At 57.2% G+C, this 20,420-nt stretch carries 14 protein-coding genes; 11 read left to right on the forward strand and 3 right to left on the reverse strand.

Going from position 1 to position 20,420, the window contains the following annotated elements; genetic code table 11:
• The first annotated feature begins 61 nt into the window (after positions 1-61).
• The 8 genes from polA to P8Z34_02555 all read left to right on the forward strand — a co-directional run bounded on the left by polA (position 62) and on the right by P8Z34_02555 (position 11,973).
• Positions 62-2,839, forward strand: a complete 2,778-nt coding sequence (gene polA, locus P8Z34_02520; GenBank protein ID MEJ2549540.1) for a DNA polymerase I — start codon at positions 62-64, stop codon at positions 2,837-2,839.
• Positions 2,840-2,960: 121 nt separating this feature from the next.
• Positions 2,961-5,306 carry a tetratricopeptide repeat protein gene (locus P8Z34_02525; protein MEJ2549541.1) on the forward strand — a complete coding sequence of 782 codons (2,346 nt, stop codon included), beginning with the start codon at positions 2,961-2,963 and terminating at the stop codon, positions 5,304-5,306.
• Positions 5,307-5,341: 35 nt separating this feature from the next.
• On the forward strand, positions 5,342-6,217 hold the full coding sequence (gene cdaA, locus P8Z34_02530) for a diadenylate cyclase CdaA (GenBank protein MEJ2549542.1): 876 nt from the start codon (positions 5,342-5,344) through the stop codon (positions 6,215-6,217).
• Between the two features lie 8 nt (positions 6,218-6,225).
• Positions 6,226-7,473 carry a CdaR family protein gene (locus P8Z34_02535; protein MEJ2549543.1) on the forward strand — a complete coding sequence of 416 codons (1,248 nt, stop codon included), beginning with the start codon at positions 6,226-6,228 and terminating at the stop codon, positions 7,471-7,473.
• Positions 7,474-7,479: 6 nt separating this feature from the next.
• Positions 7,480-8,850 carry a ribosome biogenesis GTPase Der gene (gene der, locus P8Z34_02540; protein ID MEJ2549544.1) on the forward strand — a complete coding sequence of 457 codons (1,371 nt, stop codon included), beginning with the start codon at positions 7,480-7,482 and terminating at the stop codon, positions 8,848-8,850.
• Between the two features lie 70 nt (positions 8,851-8,920).
• Positions 8,921-9,523 (forward strand): signal peptidase I, encoded by a 603-nt coding sequence (gene lepB, locus P8Z34_02545; GenBank protein MEJ2549545.1) that lies wholly within the window; start codon positions 8,921-8,923, stop codon positions 9,521-9,523.
• Positions 9,524-9,782: 259 nt separating this feature from the next.
• Positions 9,783-11,417 carry a GAF domain-containing protein gene (locus tag P8Z34_02550; GenBank protein MEJ2549546.1) on the forward strand — a complete coding sequence of 545 codons (1,635 nt, stop codon included), beginning with the start codon at positions 9,783-9,785 and terminating at the stop codon, positions 11,415-11,417.
• Between the two features lie 13 nt (positions 11,418-11,430).
• Positions 11,431-11,973: a hypothetical protein gene (locus P8Z34_02555; protein ID MEJ2549547.1), complete on the forward strand. Its 543-nt coding sequence runs from the start codon at positions 11,431-11,433 to the stop codon at positions 11,971-11,973.
• Positions 11,974-12,086: 113 nt separating this feature from the next.
• On the opposite strand, the gene deoC is transcribed toward P8Z34_02555, so the two are convergent.
• Entirely contained in the window at positions 12,087-12,764 is a 678-nt protein-coding gene (gene deoC / locus P8Z34_02560; GenBank protein MEJ2549548.1) for a deoxyribose-phosphate aldolase, read from the reverse strand.
• A 245-nt stretch (positions 12,765-13,009) separates the two neighbouring features.
• Between deoC and P8Z34_02565 the strand changes: the two genes are divergently transcribed.
• Complete coding sequence (locus P8Z34_02565) at positions 13,010-15,370, forward strand: ComEC/Rec2 family competence protein (protein MEJ2549549.1); 2,361 nt, start codon at positions 13,010-13,012, stop codon at positions 15,368-15,370.
• 98 nt (positions 15,371-15,468) lie between these two features.
• The gene (locus tag P8Z34_02570; GenBank protein MEJ2549550.1) at positions 15,469-16,500 is read left to right on the forward strand and encodes a hypothetical protein; all 1,032 of its coding nucleotides are present in this window, start codon (positions 15,469-15,471) and stop codon (positions 16,498-16,500) included.
• Positions 16,501-16,596: 96 nt separating this feature from the next.
• Here the strand turns inward: P8Z34_02570 and P8Z34_02575 are convergent, their stop codons facing one another.
• On the reverse strand, positions 16,597-18,471 hold the full coding sequence (locus P8Z34_02575; GenBank protein MEJ2549551.1) for a serine protease: 1,875 nt from the start codon (positions 18,469-18,471) through the stop codon (positions 16,597-16,599).
• 254 nt (positions 18,472-18,725) lie between these two features.
• Between P8Z34_02575 and P8Z34_02580 the strand changes: the two genes are divergently transcribed.
• Positions 18,726-19,865, forward strand: coding sequence for a GH3 auxin-responsive promoter family protein (locus tag P8Z34_02580; protein ID MEJ2549552.1), 1,140 nt, complete (start codon positions 18,726-18,728; stop codon positions 19,863-19,865).
• 40 nt (positions 19,866-19,905) lie between these two features.
• On the opposite strand, the gene P8Z34_02585 is transcribed toward P8Z34_02580, so the two are convergent.
• On the reverse strand, positions 19,906-20,370 hold the full coding sequence (locus P8Z34_02585) for a hypothetical protein (GenBank protein MEJ2549553.1): 465 nt from the start codon (positions 20,368-20,370) through the stop codon (positions 19,906-19,908).
• Positions 20,371-20,420 lie beyond the last annotated feature (50 nt).

Raw genomic sequence — 20,420 nt, forward strand, 5'->3', positions numbered from 1 at the left:
ACGAATTGCGCCTGGTGCTACAATTTAATACCTCACCGATTATTCCAAGGGAGCGTCCAGGATGACTACCCAACCTCGCTTATTTCTCATCGATGGCCATGCACTCGCATACCGCACCTACTTTGCACTGACGCGTGCAGGCGATCCCTCCCGCTGGATAACCAAATCCGGCGAGCCGACGGCCGGGACGTACGGCTTCGTCTCCGTGCTGCTCTCGCTCCTCGAGCGTGAGAAACCGGAGTATCTCGCCGTCTCCTTCGATACCGGCCGCACGTTCCGCGACGATCTGTTTGCTGAGTACAAGGCCACCCGAGAGAAGATGCCCGACGATCTTCGCCTGCAGATCAAACGCATCCGTGAGATTATCGCGGCCTTCGGAATCCCCATTCTCGAAGCCGAAGGATACGAAGCCGATGACGTGCTCGGCACTGTGGCCCGACAAGCGTCAGCGCAGGGCGTCCATACCATCATCGTCACCGGTGACCGTGATCTCCTGCAGCTTGCCACCGACGACGTGACCATTCAATTATCCGGCCAGAAGCTTTCCGAAGCGACCGACTACGGGCCGGAACAGGTTCGCGAACGCTACGATCTCGATCCCGGGCAGCTGGTCGACCTGAAAGCCCTCGTCGGTGACAGCAGCGACAACATCCCGGGCGTGCGCGGCGTGGGTGAGAAAACGGCCACATCGCTGCTCCAAAAATACCATACCCTGGATAACATCTTCGCCAACCTGGCGGAGGTTCAGTCCCGTTTCCGTAACAAATTGGAGCAAGGCCGCGATGATGCCTATCTGAGCAAGAAGTTGGGCCAAATCGAAACGGACGTGCCCATCGAGTTCAATCTCGAGTCATGCCGCGCGCAAGCCTACAACCGGGATGAAATCGTCGACATTTTTCGGGAACTCGAATTCCGCACTTTACTCAACCGCATCCAAATCGACGAAGAAAGCGGCGAACACCAGATGAGTCTTTTCGTCAGCGATCAGCAGGGCGGTAGCGCAGGATCCCGGACCGTACACATCGTCGACGATGCTGAAAAACTCAAAAATCTGATCCAGCGCCTCGAAGCGGCTGAACGCGTTGCTTTCGACGTCGAAACGACCAGCACAGATGAGATGCAGGCCGATCTCGTCGGAATATCGCTCGCCACCCAACCCGAAGAGGGGTATTACATTCCCGTCGGGCACGTCGCTGCCCAAGCCGGAGCGCAACTGCCGTTGGAAACGGTCATCGAAGCCCTGCGTGGTCCCCTGACCGATTCCGGCAAACCCAAGGTGGGACACAATCTGAAGTACGATTACACCCTTCTCGCTCGCAGCGGGCTTCGTGCTTCGCCGCTCGCATTCGATACCATGCTGGCCGAGTGGCTCTGCGATCCCGCTTCCCGCAGCCTGGGGCTGAAAAATCTGGCCTGGATCCGCCTGGGCGTGGAGATGACGGAGATCGAAACGTTAATCGGCCGTGGAAAGAATCAACGTTCCATGGCCGAGGTGCCCATTGCAGAAGTCGCGCCGTACGCCGCTGCGGACGCCGAGATCTGTCTGCGCCTCCTGCCGATCCTCGAGAAGGAACTAAAAGAGAAGAACCAGACGAAATTGTTCCAAGAGCTTGAAATGCCGTTGATTCCCATCCTGGCACAAATGGAGATGACGGGGATCAGCCTGGACATCGAATTCTTACGTCAGCTTTCCAGAGAACTGCAGGAGCGTATGGCGAAGATCGAAACCAAGATCTTCGAAGAAGCCGGCAGTCAATTCAACGTCAATTCGACGCAGCAGTTGTCGGCTGTGCTTTTCGAGGATTTGAAGCTCGCCCCGCCCGATCGCGCCCGCCGCACGGCTTCCGGTCATTACTCTACCGCCGCCTCGGTGCTTGAAGAACTGCGTGAAGCACATCCAATCGTAGATGACATACTCGCCTACCGCGAGATCGCAAAGATAAAATCCACCTACGCCGACGCCCTGCCCCAGGAAGTCAATCCACGAACGGGCCGCGTACACACGTCCTTCAATCAAACCGGTTCGGTGACCGGCCGATTGGCATCATCGAACCCCAATTTGCAAAACATACCGGTGCGCACCGAAATCGGTCGTGAAATCCGCCGGGCCTTTATCGCAGACAGCGGCCACACTTTGCTCAGTGTGGACTACTCTCAAATCGAACTGCGCATCGTCGCCCACATATCCGAAGATGAAGCGATGCTGCAAGCCTTCCGAGACGATCAAGACATCCACAGCGCCACCGCAGCGGCGATCTTTGGCGTCAAACCTGCAGACGTAACGCCGAATCTGCGCAGACGGGCGAAAGCGATCAATTTTGGCCTGATCTACGGGATGAGTCCCTTCGGGCTGACCCGTTCCACGGATTTGACCCTCGCGGAAGCCGAAAACTTCGTCAAGGCATATTTCGATCGATTCCCTGGCGTGCAGCGATACCTGGAGCAGATTCGACAACAGGCCTCTCAGGTCGGCTACGTTTCCACACTGCTGGGTCGACGGCGATACTTCCCGCAGTTGGTCGCGGGGTCCGCCGTTTCAGAACAGGCTCGCGCCCGGGCGATGCGCGAGGCGATCAACGCCCCGATCCAGGGCACGGCCTCCGACATCATCAAAATCGCCATGATACGCCTCCCGCAAGCACTGGCCGAGGAGAAATCAAAAGCCGACATGCTGATCCAGGTTCACGACGAATTGGTTCTCGAATGTCCGCAAAGCGAACTGACCAAAACCACCGCCGTCGTTCAGAAGATCATGCAAGGCGCATTCGATCTTCGTGTGCCATTGAAGACCGATGCCAAAGCAGGCGTGACCTGGGCGAGCATGAAACCCGTAGATTGATGCCAACGGAGACGAATGACAGCAGGATTGGCATATATTTCGTCAGGTTGTTCAGCGACCGATGATGACTTATGCTATACTCGCCTCGCCTAGAATTTTTTAGTCAGGTGAAGATCGTCGAATGACTGACCAGTCAAACCTTTTTGAAGAATCGATGCGCCTTGGGCACTCTGCTGCCTGGGACCTCAAGTGGGACCGGGCAATCGAGTTCTACCGCAAGGCATTGGTGCAGCTGCCGGAAGATCCTGGTGCGCTCACCAGTTTGGGGTTGGCGCTGCTGGAGACCGAGCAGTACAAGGAAGCGCTTTCGGTCTACCATAAGGCCGCGAAGGTCACCCCCAACGACCCGATCCCGCTCGAACGCTGCGCAGAGATCTTCGAACGCCTGGGGCAAATTAGCGACGCCGTCATGCAGCGCAATGCTGCGGCGCAGCGCTACCTGGCCCGAAAGGACGCTCAGAAGGCCATCGATAACTGGATTCACATCGCACGCCTGACACCGGACGATTTGCACACGCGCTCCACCTTGGCCCTCACTTACGAACGGACCGGAAATGCCCGCCAGGCGGTGTACGAATACATCAACGTGGCGTCCATATTGCAAAGAGCGGGGAACACCGAGCGGGCCATAGAAGCCGTACAGCGTGCTTTACGCCTCGTCCCCGGGCATCCTGAGGCGGGTAAAGCCTTGCGTGCGCTCAAGGTCGGCGAAACCTTGGCGCCGCCCTCGCAGCCGCGCGGCGCGACCGCGCCGCTGCGGATGGCCAAGGTCCAGGAATACATCAACGCGGAAGCCGTGGAGACGGAAGTAGACGACGATGATGTGGCAGATCCCGAAGTCGCGGCGCAGCGCGATGCACTCAAGATTTTGGCCGGTCTGCTGTTCGATGAACCAAGTGGGGACGATGAAGATGATCTCGATCAGGCGGACACTTCATCCGGACTTTCCGCCCTCGCTGGAGGGTTGAGTCTTTCGGGCCGTAAATCCGTCGGGCAACCCCAGATGTATCGTTATCTCGGGCAGGCGATCGATCTGCAAACACGTGGGAAAGACAAAGAAGCCATCAAGGAATACGAACGTGCGATTAAAGCTGGATTGGACCATCGGGCGGCGCACTACAACGTAGGTATTCTGCTCAAGAAGGCCGAAGATTACCAGGCCGCTAAAAAGCATCTTGCCGCCGCGTTGGGTTACGAAGATTTAGATCTGGGCACCAACCTCGCCCTCGGTCGGATCGCGCGCACGGAGAAAGACCTGCCCGAAGCTGCCAGGTACCTGCTGCAAGCCCTGCGAATCGCCGATTCGCTGTCCGTCGATTCCAGTCAATCGGCGTCCCTGAATCAGTTTTACGACGCCATGCTCGTTTCCCAGGAAGAAGGCAACGAAGAAGAACTGGCTCGTATCGTTGAGAGCACGCTCAACTTTCTCAGCGGTCCGGATTGGATGCGTCGGCTTCGTCAGGCACGCATGCAATTGGAAAGCGAGGGTGCGGAAAGCTCGGCCGTCGTTCCGATCGCCGAGATGCTCGCCGTGGGCGGAACGGACCGCGTGCTTCAATCCCTGGGCCGAATCGACGACCTTCTCGTCCGTGAATTGTTCGCCGCGGCCATGGAAGAAGCGATGCTGACGCTCGATCACGCACCTTCCTATCTTGCGCTGCACATGCGCATGGCTGAAATCATGATCCGCAGCGGCCGTCGGGAAGCCGGCTTGGAAAAAATGGGGATCGTCGCCGAAACGCATCGCGTGCGTGGTGAAATTCCCCAGGCCGCAGATGTCTACGCCAAGATCATCCGCGAGGCCCCGGTCAACATCCCGGCCAGAAACCGACTGATCGAACTCTTCGTCCAGCAAGATCGACACAAAGAGGCGCTGGAACACTACATCGATCTGGCGGACATCTATATGCAAATGGCAGAACTGGACTCGGCCAGAAAAGCCCTGGCATCAGCGCTCAGCCTGGCGCAGGACAGTTCTGTCGACCGAGAGTGGTCCGTAAAGATATTACGGGAAATGGGCGACATCGACCTTTCTCGTCTGGATTGGCGGCGTGCATTGCGCGTCTATTCCCAGATCCGCACCCTGGATCCAAGCGACGAGAAGGCGCGTACGAACGTGATCGATCTGAATTTACGTCTCGCGCAGGATGAACAAGCCGCTCAGGAATTGGATGGTTATCTCGAGTATCTCGTTCAGCACGATCGCGGTCAAAACGCCTTGACTTTCATTGAAGACCTGGCGCGAGAGCACTCCGGGAAAAGCATTCTGCACGAGCGTCTTGCCGAAGCTTACCTCGCCGCCGGCCGCAAAGCCGATGCAATCGCACAATTCGATGCACTGGGTGAGATCCTCCTCGACGCCGGGCGTAACGGCGAAGCAATTCGAATCATCGAAAGAATCATCACTCTCCAACCCCCCGACATCGAAGGGTATCAAGAATTGCTCACCAATTTGAGGAACGCCTGACGATCGATGGAGGGAAAGCAAAATAGGTTTCGAACGTGACGGATCTCATAAACGAGCTGGAATTATTCATACTTCGCTTCAACTGGCTGAGCTTGATCGATATCTTGCTCGTCACCGTGGTGATGTATTTGCTCCTGCGGCTCATGCGGGGCACGCGAGCGGAAGTCTTGCTGCGCGGGGTGATCCTGCTCACCCTCGGCATTGCTTTGATCACACTGGTGCTCGACCTTCCAGCTTTCTCGTGGCTGCTGCAAACGTCTTTGCCGGCGCTGATCGTTGCGATTCCGGTGATCTTTGCCCCCGAAATCCGCCGTGCGCTGGAACAATTGGGAAGAGCAGGAAATTTCTTCATTCTGGGAACACAACCCAGCGCAATCGAAAACATGATCGACATCGTCTGTGGCACTGCCCAGCGGCTTGCGGAACGCAGATTTGGTGCATTGATCGTTATTGAAAGAGAAGTGCGGCTGGATGAATACGTCGAAACCGGAATTTCCCTCGACGCGCAATTGACGCCCGAACTTCTGCTGCAGCTCTTTTTTCACAACACCCCACTGCACGACGGCGCAGTGATCATCCGGAACGGCAGACTCGTCGCAGCAGCATGTGTGATGCCGCTCTCCTCCAGCGGCACACTTTCGAGATCGCCGGCGCACCACTTCGGCCTGCGCCATCGTGCTGCGCTGGGCATCAGCGAGGTCAGCGACTCGGTGTCCGTCGTCGTGTCGGAAGAGACGGGATCAATCTCGATCACCCACAACGGACGCATGATCCGCCGCCTGGACCAGAATCGCCTGCGCAACATTCTGACCGCCTTTTTCCAACCGCGTACGACCAGCCGGCTCCCCGAGTGGCTCGACCAATTGCTTTTGCGGTTCCAACATGCAAGCAGCGAAGCCCAGGGAGACTGAAGCCTTCCATGTTGACTTGGTTCAGGGAGAACTTCGGAACCCTTCTGCTTTCGCTGATCCTGGCTGTCATGGTCTGGTTCATTGCCGTCAATGAGGATGATCCCCGCGTAGAACACCCGCTTTCCAATCCGGTCGACATTCAATTTACCGGCGTACCGGATGGCTTTCTGATCACCAACCCGTCCGCAACGCAAGCCAGCGTTACGCTCCTGACGACCCAATCGATCTGGAACGAACTGTCGGATGCGGACATCCGCGTGGTGGCGGATATGTCAGGGTTGGAGCAAGGCACGTACAAAGTACCGCTCCAGGCAAAGCTCACGCGACGATTGGTCAAAGTAACTGAGATCGCACCGGAATCCGTGATCGTCACCCTGGAAGTAAAAGAAACGAAAACACTGCCGGTCCAGGTCGTGACTCTCGGCAGTCCGGCGTTGAGCTATACCGCCGAAGACCCGGTCGCCGAGCCTCGAAACGCAACCATCGTCGGACCCGCCTCCGCGGTAGCGCGCGTGGTCGAATTACGAGCTGCACTCAACCTGACCAACCGCCAGGAAAGCCTGGATCAACTGGTGACTCTCAACGCCATGGACGAAAACGGGCTCGAGGTAAACGGCATCCAGATCTCCCCCGAAACCGTGCGCGTGCAGATCCAGATCACGCAACAGCCCAACTACCGCCTCGTCTCCGTCATACCCAAGATCGAGGGGCAGGACGAATTGGTGGAAGCCGGCTACCTGGTAACCGAGGTCACCGTTACGCCTCAATGGGTGACGATCTTTTCCTCCGATCCCCAGGCATTCGAAGACCTGCCGGGCTACATCGAAACCGTTCCACTGGACTTGTCCGGCGCCGTGGACGATGTCGAGCAGCAACTGCAGCTCGATCTCCCGCCCGGCTTTTCCCTGGCGTTTGAGCAGAGCGTGACCGTCAAAGTCGACATCGAACCCCGCACAAACTCGATCACCATCAACCGTCCGTTGGACGTGCGCGGGGTCGGTACCGACCTCTACGCCCTGCTCTCTCCCGATGAAGTCTCCATCATTCTCACGGGTCCGGCGGCGCTGCTCAACACGCTGCAGCCGGAAGAGATCATCGTGGTCGTCGATGTAACCGGTTTAGAACCCGGAACGTACCAGATCACGCCGCAAATCATCGGGATTCCCGAGATTATCGACGCCAGCGGCCCCATCCCGGCCACCATTCAAGTCACGATCAGCGCCACTCCGCTGCCGACCCCCACCTCAGAATCATGAGTGCCGATGTCCAAACCTGTCGTTGCAATCGTCGGACGCCCGAACGTCGGTAAGTCCACCCTGTTCAATCGCCTCGCAGGCGAACGCCTGGCCGTCGTGGACGACAGGCCCGGCACCACGCGCGATCGTCTCGTCGCCGAAGCGGAATGGCGCGGCATCACTTTCGACATCGTCGATACCGGCGGGATCGATCCGACGGACATCCGCAGAAGCGAACCCTTGTCTCTGGACTCCGCAGACTTTATCGAACAGATTCGTACCCAGGCCGAACTGGCCATGCGAGATGCAGATGCCATCCTGTTCATCGTGGATGTCGAAAGCGGGGTAACGCCGGCGGACGTGGAAGTGGCAGAGAGGCTGCGGAAACAGCAGGGCCTGCAGCGCGAGACCCGGCAACCACCAATCCTGCTCGTGGTCAATCGCTGCGACAACGAACAACGGCGTGCCCGGGCGCACGAATTCTATGAACTCGGCATGGGCGATCCGATACCGATTTCCGCCCTGCACGGCAGCGGCACCGGCGATATGCTGGACCTGCTCGTGGAGGCCCTGCAGTTCGAAGGCGCACTCGAGGACGATGAAGATACCACGATCAAGATCGCCATCATTGGTCGCCCCAACGTGGGGAAATCCAGTCTGTTGAATCGTCTGCTGGGGGAGGAACGGGTGATTGTGTCCCCTCTACCAGGGACTACCCGCGACGCCATCGATACCCGGCTCATCTACCGCGGCACACCCCTGACATTGATCGACACGGCGGGGATTCGACGCAGGGGCCGCATTCAATCCGGCGTGGAGCGGTATTCCGTCCTGCGCGCCCTGAAGGCCATCGATCGCGCGGACGTCGTCCTGCTGCTCGTCGACGCCACGGAAAGCGTCATCGCGCAAGACACGCACATCGCGGGCATGGCGATCGAAAAAGCGAAGAGCGTCGTCGTGATCGTCAACAAGTGGGACGCGGTAGACAAAGATTCACACACCATGGCCGCCTTCACGGAACACCTTCGGCAGGCGTTGAATTTCATGGACTACGTCCCGGTCCTCTTCATTTCCGCCAAGACGGGTCTGCGCGTCGGACAGGTGATTTCCACGGCTTTGCAGGTGCAGGAAGAGCGGCTGCGGCGCATACCGACCGGTCAATTGAATCGTCTGTTGAGACAAGCGCTCCACGATTTCCCGCCGCCGGCCAGAAAAGGCAAACGTCTGCGTATTCGCTATGCATCGCAGGTGCGCACCGATCCGCCCACGTTTCTTTTCCACGTCAACGATCCCGAGTTGGTCCATTTCAGCTACGTGCGATATCTCGAAAATTGCATCCGCACGGAGTACCATTTTCTGGGAACGCCGCTGCGTCTTTCCTTTCGAAAACAAGCCTGAAGGATCGTTACCCTGCGCCTCGCGACTCCCCGAAATGTAGGCGCCCTCGATGATGATATAATTTGTTGCGATGTCGAACCCTTACTCGTACGACCACGAAGCCGAGTTGCAGGCACCTGCCCCGGAAAAGCCACAGAACCGGATCATCCGCTACTTCGGTGAGTTTTTACAGACGGCCTTGATCGCCCTGCTGCTATTTCTGGCCGTCAATCTCATCACGGCGCGCATTCGCGTCGAAGGCATCAGCATGGAACCGAGCCTCCACGACGGTCAATTCGTGGTCGTAAACCGGCTGGCGTATCGTTGGCAGGAACCCATCCGCGGAGACATCATCGTCTTCTACTTCCCTCAAAATCCCTCACGACGATTCATCAAACGTGTGATCGGCTTGCCCGGAGATACGATCGACGTTCAATCCGGCCATGTGTATGTCAACGACGTTCTGTTGGAAGAACCCTATATCGCCGCACCGGCGAACTTCTCCGGCGAGTGGCTCGTCGGCCGCAACGAGGTCTTCGTTCTCGGAGACAACCGCAATAACTCTTCTGATTCCCCGGATTGGGGCGGATTGCCCATCAACGAAATCATCGGAAAAGCTATTTTCGTTTATTGGCCGCTGGACACCGTCGGACTGATCCCGCATTACAATCTCGTAGGGGCTGCCGAAGAGTAATAATGGTCACTCGCCTGAACCCCGTACGTTGTGCTAAAATCGAAACACAGAAACACCAAGTGATTTGCCCCAAATGGGAATCTCAGTGCATAATTCAGCAGCATTGATTTCTACCCGTTAAGGACAGGTAGATTGGTGGTATCTCCGACTCTGGAATGGAATACATCTTCGATGAAGCTGTTTAGCGCCAAATCCACCGGAACGGGACGATGAGGATGAGAGATTTTGTGTCCTAGGACACATCTCAAAGGACATTCACATGTCTGAAGCGCAAGAAAAAGCGGCATCCCCACGTGTATTGGTGATCGCGGATGTCGAAAGCAATGCAGAAGCGCTCATTGATCGTGTCTTTCGCCCTGCCGGGATTCAGGCTTCGACCTCAAACACGGATGGTCCACCACCGGACATCCTGGTTCTCGACATCACCCAACTACGCGGAGATCCACTGGCGAACTTACGCAACATGCGTGCGCAAGGTGAAGAAGCGCCCGCCATCGTACTCGCGGCTCACTTCCCCCATTCCCGCATACGAGACATGTTCCGTCTCGGTGTGAATGACTTTTTACTCAAACCCTACCGGTCGGAAGTACTATGTCAAGCCATCCACGACATGGGTGAAAGCCGTTCGATCGAAGCAAACACCAAGATACTGGCGCGAAGGCTGGAGGGGATGCGCGAGCAATTCCGACGGCGATCGGAGGAAATTCGCCTTCTAACCGAGATCGGCCGCGTGGTCGTCAGCCTTGGCGACCTGGATTCCATTCTTCGCCGCGTCGTGGAAGCAGCCGCCTTTGTAACCGACGCCGAGGAAGCCAACATCTACCTGGCCGAACCTGGCACCAAAGAGTTGGTGCTGCGCGCTACGAAGAGCCTCAACGAACGGCATGCAACATTGCAGCGCTTGCGTGTCGAGGACACGTTGACGGGAGAAGTGTTCACGACCGGGGAGCCGATGCTGCGCCAGCCTTCCCTGGAAGGTGGGGCGATCAAGGTTCAAACGGGTTTCATGGTGCAATCACTCGTAAAGGTTCCCATCCGGGCGCGGAACAGCATCGTCGGCGTGCTGGGCATATACAACGGCATCACCCCGCGCCGATTTAGTCAGCATCACCTTACCTTGTTGATGGCGCTCGGTCACTGGACGGGCGTGGCGCTGGAATACGCCAACTTGATGCGCGTGGCGGAAAACCCGGCAGCACCCAACCAAACCCTCACAGCCGTTCCCAACGATCTGATCGAAGGACTCGATGAGTGTATTCAAATCATCGAACCGATGATCAACGGCGCAACGGAAGCATCGAGTAGAGAACAGCGGCGCAACTTGAACGAACTCCACAGGCATCTACTCATGCTGCGTGCCATGCCCATGGCGACGCTCGACGTCGAAGAAGCACAAGAAATGGTCGACTTACCCGGTATTATGGAGCAGGTACTCCGGGAAATGCGGCGTCCGGCAGCACGCAGAGGTCTGGAGATAATCATCGACGAAAGCCCCCCACTGCCTCTTTTTCGCGGCGATAGCAACCGCACCCATCGCATCATCCAAACGCTCGTCGCAGCTGCGATCCGGCGAACGTCGCGCGGCCGCATCGTTCTCGAAGCCCATCGTGTCGAAATGCTCCGAGGCCGCAGTACCAGCATTCCCATCCCGAGGCACATCCAACTCAACGATGGGTTGTGGGCCATCGTGAGAATTTCGGATACGAGTCCCGGTCTCTCGCCGGATACGGTTCACGCGCTGACGAAAGAAGAAATCGATCCGTCCGCCGGACAGATCGGACCGGGGCTTTCTTTAGGTGAGATTCGTATGATGCTTGAAAGCATGAACGGAAGATTGTGGTACGAACACACACCCGCAAGCACCAGCATCGTCTTCTCCCTTCCAATAACCTGATCGGAGCGGGATCATGAATGGAAAACCAACGTCGGTCGAAGTCTACACCGAAACGCACAGAATACTGGGAAGGGTCCAGGCAGGACCCACAGGACTGTTCAGCTACATCAACATTCCAACGCGCTCCTACATCGAGATGGAAGGTGCGCATCTTTCGCGCCTGCACCAACCCTCCAAGTTGATCGCCCGCCACCCTACGCTGTGGCTGGTGAAGAGCGAAGTGGTGGTCATTCTACTCAGCAGCCGCTCCGAACTCGGCGCAGCGAGCTTCGCTCGAGGGGGGTATACGAGTAAAATTCCGCATTGGGTACGCATTCTCATGGGGGGCTACGAAATGCGTGGCATGGTGGAAACTTCAGGCAAATTCAACTTCGGTTCGATCATGTTCGAGGGCGATTCGTTGTTCATCCCCATCTACCACACAGATTTCAACGCAATCCTCTTCCCCGCAGTCCGGACCCGTTCTCCCGTCGGTCTGATCAATCGCAAGATGGTCGATGGGATCGCCTTGCTGCCCAAAGAAGAAATCCCCCAGCCGAAGGACGACGCCGGATAATCCGCAAGTCTGCGACTCGGGCGATGGATTTACGCCGGACATCCGGGCACGGACGTCCCTAAGCGTTCTATTTCGGAATCATACGGGTGAGCTGACGATCGATCGGGCTCGAGTTACATCGACTCTTTTACGATCTTCACCCCGGCGCTCGCACCGATTCTCGTTGCCCCGGCAGCGATCATTTGCTGTGCCTGCGCGTACGTGTGAATCCCGCCTGCGGCTTTCACGCCGATATCAGGTCCCACGACGTGGCGCATCAATGCCACGTCTTCGATGCTCGCTCCACCAGGGCCGAAACCCGTCGAGGTTTTGACAAAATCCGCCCCTGCATCCACTGCAGTCTGACAGGCAGTTTCCTTCTCTTCGTCCGTGAGCAACGCGGCTTCGATAATCACCTTGAGGATGGCTTCACCTTGGTGACAGGTATCTGCTACTTTGGCCATATCCTCCCGCACTACATCCATCTGGTCCGATTTTAACGCACCGATGTTCATCACCATATCTACTTCGCTCGCCCCGTCCCGCAGCACCCGCTGCGTCTCGAAGACCTTGACTTCCGTAAGCGTGGCGCCCAGTGGGAAACCTACGACCGAACACACCAGGCTGTCTGTCCCACCGAGCAGCTGCGCGCACAGTTTTACATAGTAGGGGTTCACGCATACTGTATAGAATTTGTATTCCACGGCCTCGTCACAAAGCTGGCGGATTTGGTCCTCGCTGGCATCCGCTTTGAGCAGCGTATGGTCGATGAGGCGGTTGATAGGCACCTGGGTTGATTCTTTATTCGTCACAACACTACCCTCCATTCGTTGGCAATGGGAAGAATGCGCTTCTGTTTTCGATTCTCAATGGTTATTCTATGCCGTACGACCCTTTCCAGGCAAGCATGCCGGTCCGGTTCGAACGGCTTGCGGCGCCTCTCCCGACAGCAAACGGGAGTTAATCAAAACAGATTGGGAGTCTGAAGGATGCGTTTTTGGTTTCGGCGCGGTTTTAAGTTATCATGCGGTTGACAAAATGAATCCAGGGGGATGCAATGAGATTGTTCTCTTTCAGCATGGCTTGGCTGGCCGGAATCGGCATCAGCCGGGCCGTATCGATTGATTCCACAGAGTGGTCAATACTTGCGGGGATTTCGCTGGCCGCGTTGCTTCTCTTCCGCCGCAATCCGCTTTCCCAAGTCATGTTTTCGCTCAGCTTGTTTTTCTCACTGGGAGGGTTGCGGTACGTAACGTCCCTCCCCAGGATCGATGCGAACCACGTCGCCAGCCACAACGATCGCGGATTGCCTGTCACGATCGAAGGCATCATCGTCGCCTCACCCGACCTGCGCGATACGTACACGGGTTTGAAAATCGAAGCCCAAAGAATCCAAACCTTGGACGGCGAACAGACCCGGGTGATATCGGGCAGACTCCTGGCGTACGTGTCTCCGTTCGAGGAATACAGCTACGGGGACAGCGTTCGCCTGACCGGATTCGTCGAGACACCTCCCGTCTTCGAAACGTTTTCCTATCGAGAATACCTCGCCCGGCAGGGAATTCACAGCCTGATGCAAGATCCCGTGATCGCCATATTGGAAAAGAGAGTGGGTCATCCCCTGCTTCAAAGCGTATACGATTTCCGCGGGCGCGCATTGGAAATCGTGCAGAAGATCTTTCCCGATCCGGAAGCGTCCCTGCTCGCCGGAATACTGCTGGGCATCGAAAGCGGCATCTCACCCGAAGTACGTACGGCGTTCGACAAGACCGGCACGACGCACATCATCGCCATATCCGGATTCAACATCACCATCATCAGCGCCCTCTTCATTTCACTGTTCGGACGCTGGCTGGGCGTTCGTCGGGGCGCCGTCGCAGCCGGGTTGGCGATTTGCTTGTATACCATCTTCGTCGGCGCAGACGCAGCCGTGGTGCGTGCGGCCATCATGGGCGGCTTCGTCCTGTTGGCGAACCGCATCGGCCGGCAGACGCACGGCATGGCCTCCCTGGGAGGCGCAGCGATCTTGATGAGCATCATCAACCCGAGCGTGCTCTGGGACGTGGGATTTCAACTGTCTTTTGCGGCCACGTTGGGCCTCATCCTTTACGCCGAACCCCTTCAGAATTGGTTCGTACGCACAGCCAGCAGATGGGTGGAGGAAAGCCTCGCAGAACGCCTCGCCGGACCCATCGGTGAATACATTCTCTTCACCCTGGCTGCACAGCTCACCACGCTGCCCCTGATCGCATACTATTTCCGCCGCATCTCGCTCGCCTCGTTCCTCACCAATCCCGTGATCTTGCCGGTCCAACCCGCGGTGATGATCCTGGCGGGATTGGCCACCCTGGCGGGCTGCTTGTGGCTTCCGTTGGGGAACGTCCTCGCCTGGGGCGCGTGGCCTTTCGCGGCGTTTACCATTCGAACGGTCGACTATTTCTCCCGTTGGAACGCAGCCAGCTTTTCCCTGGGCCCCGTTTCGTTCTTCGTCGTCGCAGGATTCTATCTGGTTCTCTTCACCCTCACCGCGAACCTTCGAATTCCGGCGGAACGCCATCCCCGCCTGGCGTGCGTGCGCACGCGTTTGGAATCGCTGCGACTATCGAAAACTGCGACGCTGGCTGCGCTGGCCGTGCTGGCCGGGTTCACCTGGCGCGGCGTCGTCGACCGATCCGACGGACGTTTGCACCTCACCATGCTCGACACGGCTGGCGGCGACGCCATACTGATCCAGACCCCCACAGGGAGGCACGTCCTCGTCGACGGCGGCAGCAGTACGATGCGTCTGTCCACCGCGCTGGGTCGACGGCTTCCACCGCTCGCTGCCCACCTGGATTGGCTCGTGGTCGGCGGGACAAACGAAGAACAGATCGCAGGATTGGCGAGCGCCGTCGAACGTTTCTCGATCGGCGGGGTTCTCATTTCAGGGGATCCGAGCGGCCCGGCCTACAGCAAGTTGATCGACTCCCTCATGGAAATGGGCAGCGAAATCTGTTATGCAGCCCGCGGACAGATTCTCGATCTTGGATCGGGAGCACATCTCGAGGTCGTCGAGGTTGGCCGGCGCGGCGCGATCCTTCGGGTTACTTACGGGCAAGCGAGCTTCCTGCTCACACCTGGGGCGGACCCCGCGTTGGTCGAAGCGTTGCAGCAAAATCGCAGTTTTACAACCGCTACGGCGCTGATGCTCGCAGACAGCGGATACGGCGCGGTAAACCCGCCCAGTCTGATCGCCCGCCTGCAGCCCCGACTGGCTCTGGTTTCCGTGACGGCCGGGAACGATCGCAACCTGCCCGACTGGCGCGTGCTTGAAGCACTGGAGGGAACGACGCTTCTGCGTACCGACCAACATGGCTGGATTCACTGCTTCAGCGATGGAGAAAAACTTTGGGTCGAGGTCGAGCGAACGCCAAACTGATCCAGATTGAGATGGACGCTTCAACGCTGTGAGATGGTTTTGCGCCCTTCGCTCCGTATGCTACAATTTCGGCAACTTCGTACCGCAGGCGGTGCATGATGCAGTTGACGAAACGTCTTCCCATCCTTCTGATCGTCTGCCTGGCGGCATGCAACGCGCCAATCCAAAAGAAAACGGCGGCCCCGACGGCCACACCCGAGCCTACGGAAGCTCCAACGGAATTGCCGATCGACACCACCACGCCCTCCCCCGAGCCGGTCGAGACGGCCAATCCCTTCGGTGGACTCGGGCAGATCATGTTTCTCGTATCGCAGGGTGGCCAATCCGACATGTATGTCGTCAACACGGATGGAACGCAGCTCACACGTTGGCAGCCCCCCATCGACGGCGTATCGGAATTCGACTGGTCGCCCGACGGCACCCGGCTCGCGGTTGTCAGCAACGCCGACGGCGATGATGAAATCTACGTCATGAATGCCGACGGTACGGATCTCAAGCAGTTGACCAACAACGACGCAGCCGACCGAGACCCGGATTGGTCGCCGGACGGAAACAAGATCGCATTTTACTCGATGCGGGACGTGATTCCGGGTTACGAAGGCCCGCCTCCGGAAATCTACGTGATGAACGCCGACGGCTCCCAGCAAACCCGAATAACCAACAACGAAACCAGCGACACCTGCCCCAATTGGACCCCAAGCGGCTCGCACATCGCTTTTACTTCCTTCCATTTCTCGTATGTGTCGAGCAGGATCAACATCATGCGCGCGGACGGGAGCGAAGAAACCTTACTGGTCGATACAGACGGAGACGAAGGCTGCCCGCGTTGGTCTCCCGACGGAACGCGGCTCATCTTCGAATCACGCTATCGCGACGCCAGTTTCATCATCCTCACGGACGCCTATGGTATGAACGAAACACCCCTGACGGACGGCAGCGCCAACGATCGTGATCCGAACTGGTCACCGGACGGACAGTGGATCGTCTTTGCTTCGGACCGCAACGACGGCGATGATCTCTACATCCTCTCTGCTATCGGAACGGACCTCGTGAATCTGACGCTGAATCCGTCTGTGCACGAACGAGCGCCGGTTTGGGTGCTTCCGGGAACCATTCTACTGGCGGAATAACCCGGCTCCGGCCTAGAAACGGTTATCAAAACGAAGCCGCTCCCCACGATGAAGCCCTCGGGGAGCGGCTGTTTCATTCAGTCGGAAAACACAACATCAAGGCAGCTTCACCACCAGATTGTCGAACGCCACGGAAAAGCCGCCTTCGGTGTACGTCCCGGCGATCAACCCGATATCGCCGTCCGTGAACGTGTAATCCGTGACTTGCGCGACGACGATGTCGTTGATCGCAAGCGTCAGTTCGCTGCTGATACATGCGGCCGTAATCGTGTAGGAACTATTTTTAGGAATTTCACGTGTGTAATCCCATTCCCACAACCATTCGATGCCGTAATCTTCCGCTTTCCAGATGGAAAACCAGCCATCGCCGGTCATCGTCATGGCGTAAAAATTGCCGTCATCTTCGGCGCGGCAGATCACGCCGAAATCCGCGCCCTCCACCGGCGTGACGATGCGTGAATCGACGCTGAGAATCAAATCGCCGTAACTCTTTCCCGGATTTCCCCAGAAGTAATACCCCTCCCAATTGATTTGAAAGACATACTCGCCGTTTTGGTAGCCAACGAAAGCGGCTTCATTGCGCTCGTGCCGCCAGCCCGCAGACCTACTCGAAAAATCTTCCTGATAGACGAGTGTCTTCCCCTGTGGCATCGTAATGTTCGGTTTGGGCTGCTCGACGATGTTGTATTCGCCGCGCTGTGCGGCCTCGATCAAGGGCATGGCCAGATCGATCGGGCGCAACGCATTGATGAAACCGCCCGTCGGAACGCAGCTGTCCCGTCCATCGACAACCCCGTCGCGGTTGGTGTCGACGATCACGCGGCAATCCACGAACTGATCCTCTCCACCGTAGCCAAGTTGTGTGGGAATGGCGACCAGATATCCTGCCGAATCGACCACCAAACCTCCACTGTTCCCGCCCGCGATCGTCGCCGAAGTCTTGATGAAGGCGCGATCGCCGTACGTCTCCTCGGAGGTAAAACCGCTCACTTCGCCACGCGTGAGCGTAATCGTCTGCCCGCCGATTCCCGGATAACCGAGAATGATCAACGAGTCCCCCAATTGAATCTGGCCGGCATCTCCCAGAGGCACCGCCGGTAAGTTGAGCTCGGACGGAACGATCTCATGCTTGTCGATATTCGTGGTGATGCGGATCACAGCGACGTCGAGTTGATAGTCGGCTTGAAGTACCTCGGCGTAGTAAGCATCGGTAGGCGGTTGATCCGGCTCGCCGGTCATCGAAATCTTGAGTGCGTCGACGGGAAAAAACTTGTCTGGCAGCACGACGTGAGCGTTGGTCAAAATCAAACCGTCAGAGGAGATGATCGAACCGGATCCGCTCCACCCCGGTGTAAGGCTCCCGTTTTCCATGTACATTGCCGTGATTTTGACAACCGAGGAAAATGGAATTTCGGAGGCCGGCTTGGGCGTCGGAGCCTGCGTTGCGATCGCCTCCACGTCGTCTGCCAATTCTTCCGCTGCACCATCGATCACCAGGCTTGTGGCCGCAGAAACCTGCTTCGATCCCGCCTTGACGTTGAAGCTGCCGTTGAATTCTACAGCCTCGCCGGCCTGCATGCGGAAGCGGAACTCGCGCACTTCCTGGGGAACGAGAATGAAATCGATCACGAAGCCGGTCATTGAGCCTTCATTCACCTGATCGAGCGACCCGGGAAAGACATCGAGCACCGTGGCAGCCTCGAGAAGATTCTGCGGCAGCAGGATCTCATCCACGGTCAGGTTTCCACTGCCGAGATTTTCCACGTCGACAAACACATCGAACGTATCTCCGACCGTTACCTCGGAAGGCGCACGCACCTCGACCTGCATATCGCTCGAAGAGCCGGAAAGAAAGCCCAGGCCGCCTTCGAAGATCCCCAAACTCGAGATCGCGAACACCGCGACGGCGATCAGCATGCCTACATTTGCAATCGCTAAAATGATGATGATGGTTTTCGTTTTCCTTTTCATCCGACACCTCTTCCGTACCGAGGAAGATGCGGAATGTTCGCCCTCCAGCTCAACAAACCACATCTCGCCAGCTGTTCAAGCTGAATAGTATAAGATTTCGCAATCGCAGACAACATCCAATTCATCCCATATGCATCATCCCGCTGATGGATTGGTGCTCAAGGACATCCACTAGAAAAATCATGCTTTACCGTTCTCTTTTTTCCCGATTTTGAATACACTTAGGTTTGCCAGAGATCAACGTGGAGGAGAAGATGATAGCCAGCGATCCGAGGGCCATGCTGATGGCGCAGCTCCAACCTTGGCACGATGCCATTTCCGATCCGGTGGGCGCACAGCAGAACGTATTGCATCGTTTGCTGCAGGATTACGCCAAGACGAAATACGGCGCAGAACACGGCGCCTTACAGGTCGATTCCATCGAAACATACCGCCAGGCGTTTCCCATCATGACCTATGAAGAATTCAAGCCGCTGATCGACCGCGTCATGGCGGGTGAAATGGATCTCTTACTGGCGGAACCGCCCATCGGCTGGGCGATCACTCGCGGCACCACCGCCGGAGAGTCGAAATTCATCCCCATGACCCCGACCGACCTGGCGATGCGGGTCGCCGCCGGCCGCGCTATGATGAACTACGTCTTGGAGAGCGGCCGTTTCGATCTCTTCCAGGGCGTCAATCTCAACTTGAACTTTCCATCCTACGTCGGCACGGTCAAGGTCGGCGATCGGGAGCTGGCCTACGGCTACAGCTCCGGGATATATACCAAATTCGTCTCGGAGAAAACCCCCATCCATTCGATGCCCACACAAGATGAGATCGATGCACTCGGAGGCGGAAAGACGATACGCGACTGGGAAGCGCGTTTCGAGCTGGCCTACCAACAATGCAAGGATGAAAACGTTACTCTCGTGGGTGGAGTCGCGCCGACGGCTTTACGTTTTGCACGCTACCTACGGAAAAAACACAAAGTGTATCCGAAGAAACTGTGGAAAACGCAAATCATGACCCTCGGCAGCGTTCCAGGAATCAACACGCACCACAAGGCGGCATTGACTGCGCTTTACGGACCTGTTGCAATCCGGGAAATATACGGAGCCACCGAGGGAACGTTCGGCCAGCAGCTCGACGAGAAAAAGGCCTGGGTGCCGAATTATGACTTGTTCCTCCTGGAAGCCGCGACACGCTCCGGGATTAAAATGCTGCACGAGATGCGCGACGGCGAGATGGGCAATCTCGTCGTTTCCACCCCCATATTGCCGCGTTATGCAATCGGAGACCGTATCCTTTGTGTGGAAAAACCCTGCTACCGCTGTATCGGCCGCGATCGCTGGTGGACGCCTCTCGAATACGCCTGGAACGAGTTCTCCACATTAAATATGGGTCGATTGTAAGATCCAATCGACCCACTGCAGCCGCATGTCAATTCTCAGATCAGGTTTTCTTTCGAGTTCCGCGAAAGATGATCGATAACCCGAGGACGATGATGATCAAAGGCCAGATCAGGTCTGAATTGGTAATGTCGCCCAATCCACTCCCGAACAGGATCACACCGAGAAAGAGACTCCCTCCAACGGGACCGCGGTACGCTGGCACGGTGAGGCGGATCAACACCTCCGCCAACAGGATCAAACCGGCGCCTGCCGTTACATAAGACCAGGCTCCCGCATTCCCGGGCAGATTCACGTCCTCCAGATAACCCATATTCCAAATCAGAAAGAAAACCCCAGCCCAGATCAAGATCGCCGCCCAAACGATGGCGGAAAGCGGATCGCGGCTCCATTTCTCATCCCACCGCTTGCCCATTTCCTTTTCGTGGGACTTTTCATCCATCTTTTCATCCCTCCCCCATTCTTTCTCTTCTTTTTCGTTCATCGGGGTGTTTTTCTTGTCAGCCATCTCCTCTTGCCTCCTCCTGATCCTATGATGAGATTTCAATACCACGCGGG

Source organism: Anaerolineales bacterium, assembly GCA_037382465.1.
In the GTDB taxonomy this organism is placed as follows: Bacteria; Chloroflexota; Anaerolineae; order Anaerolineales; family E44-bin32; genus WVZH01.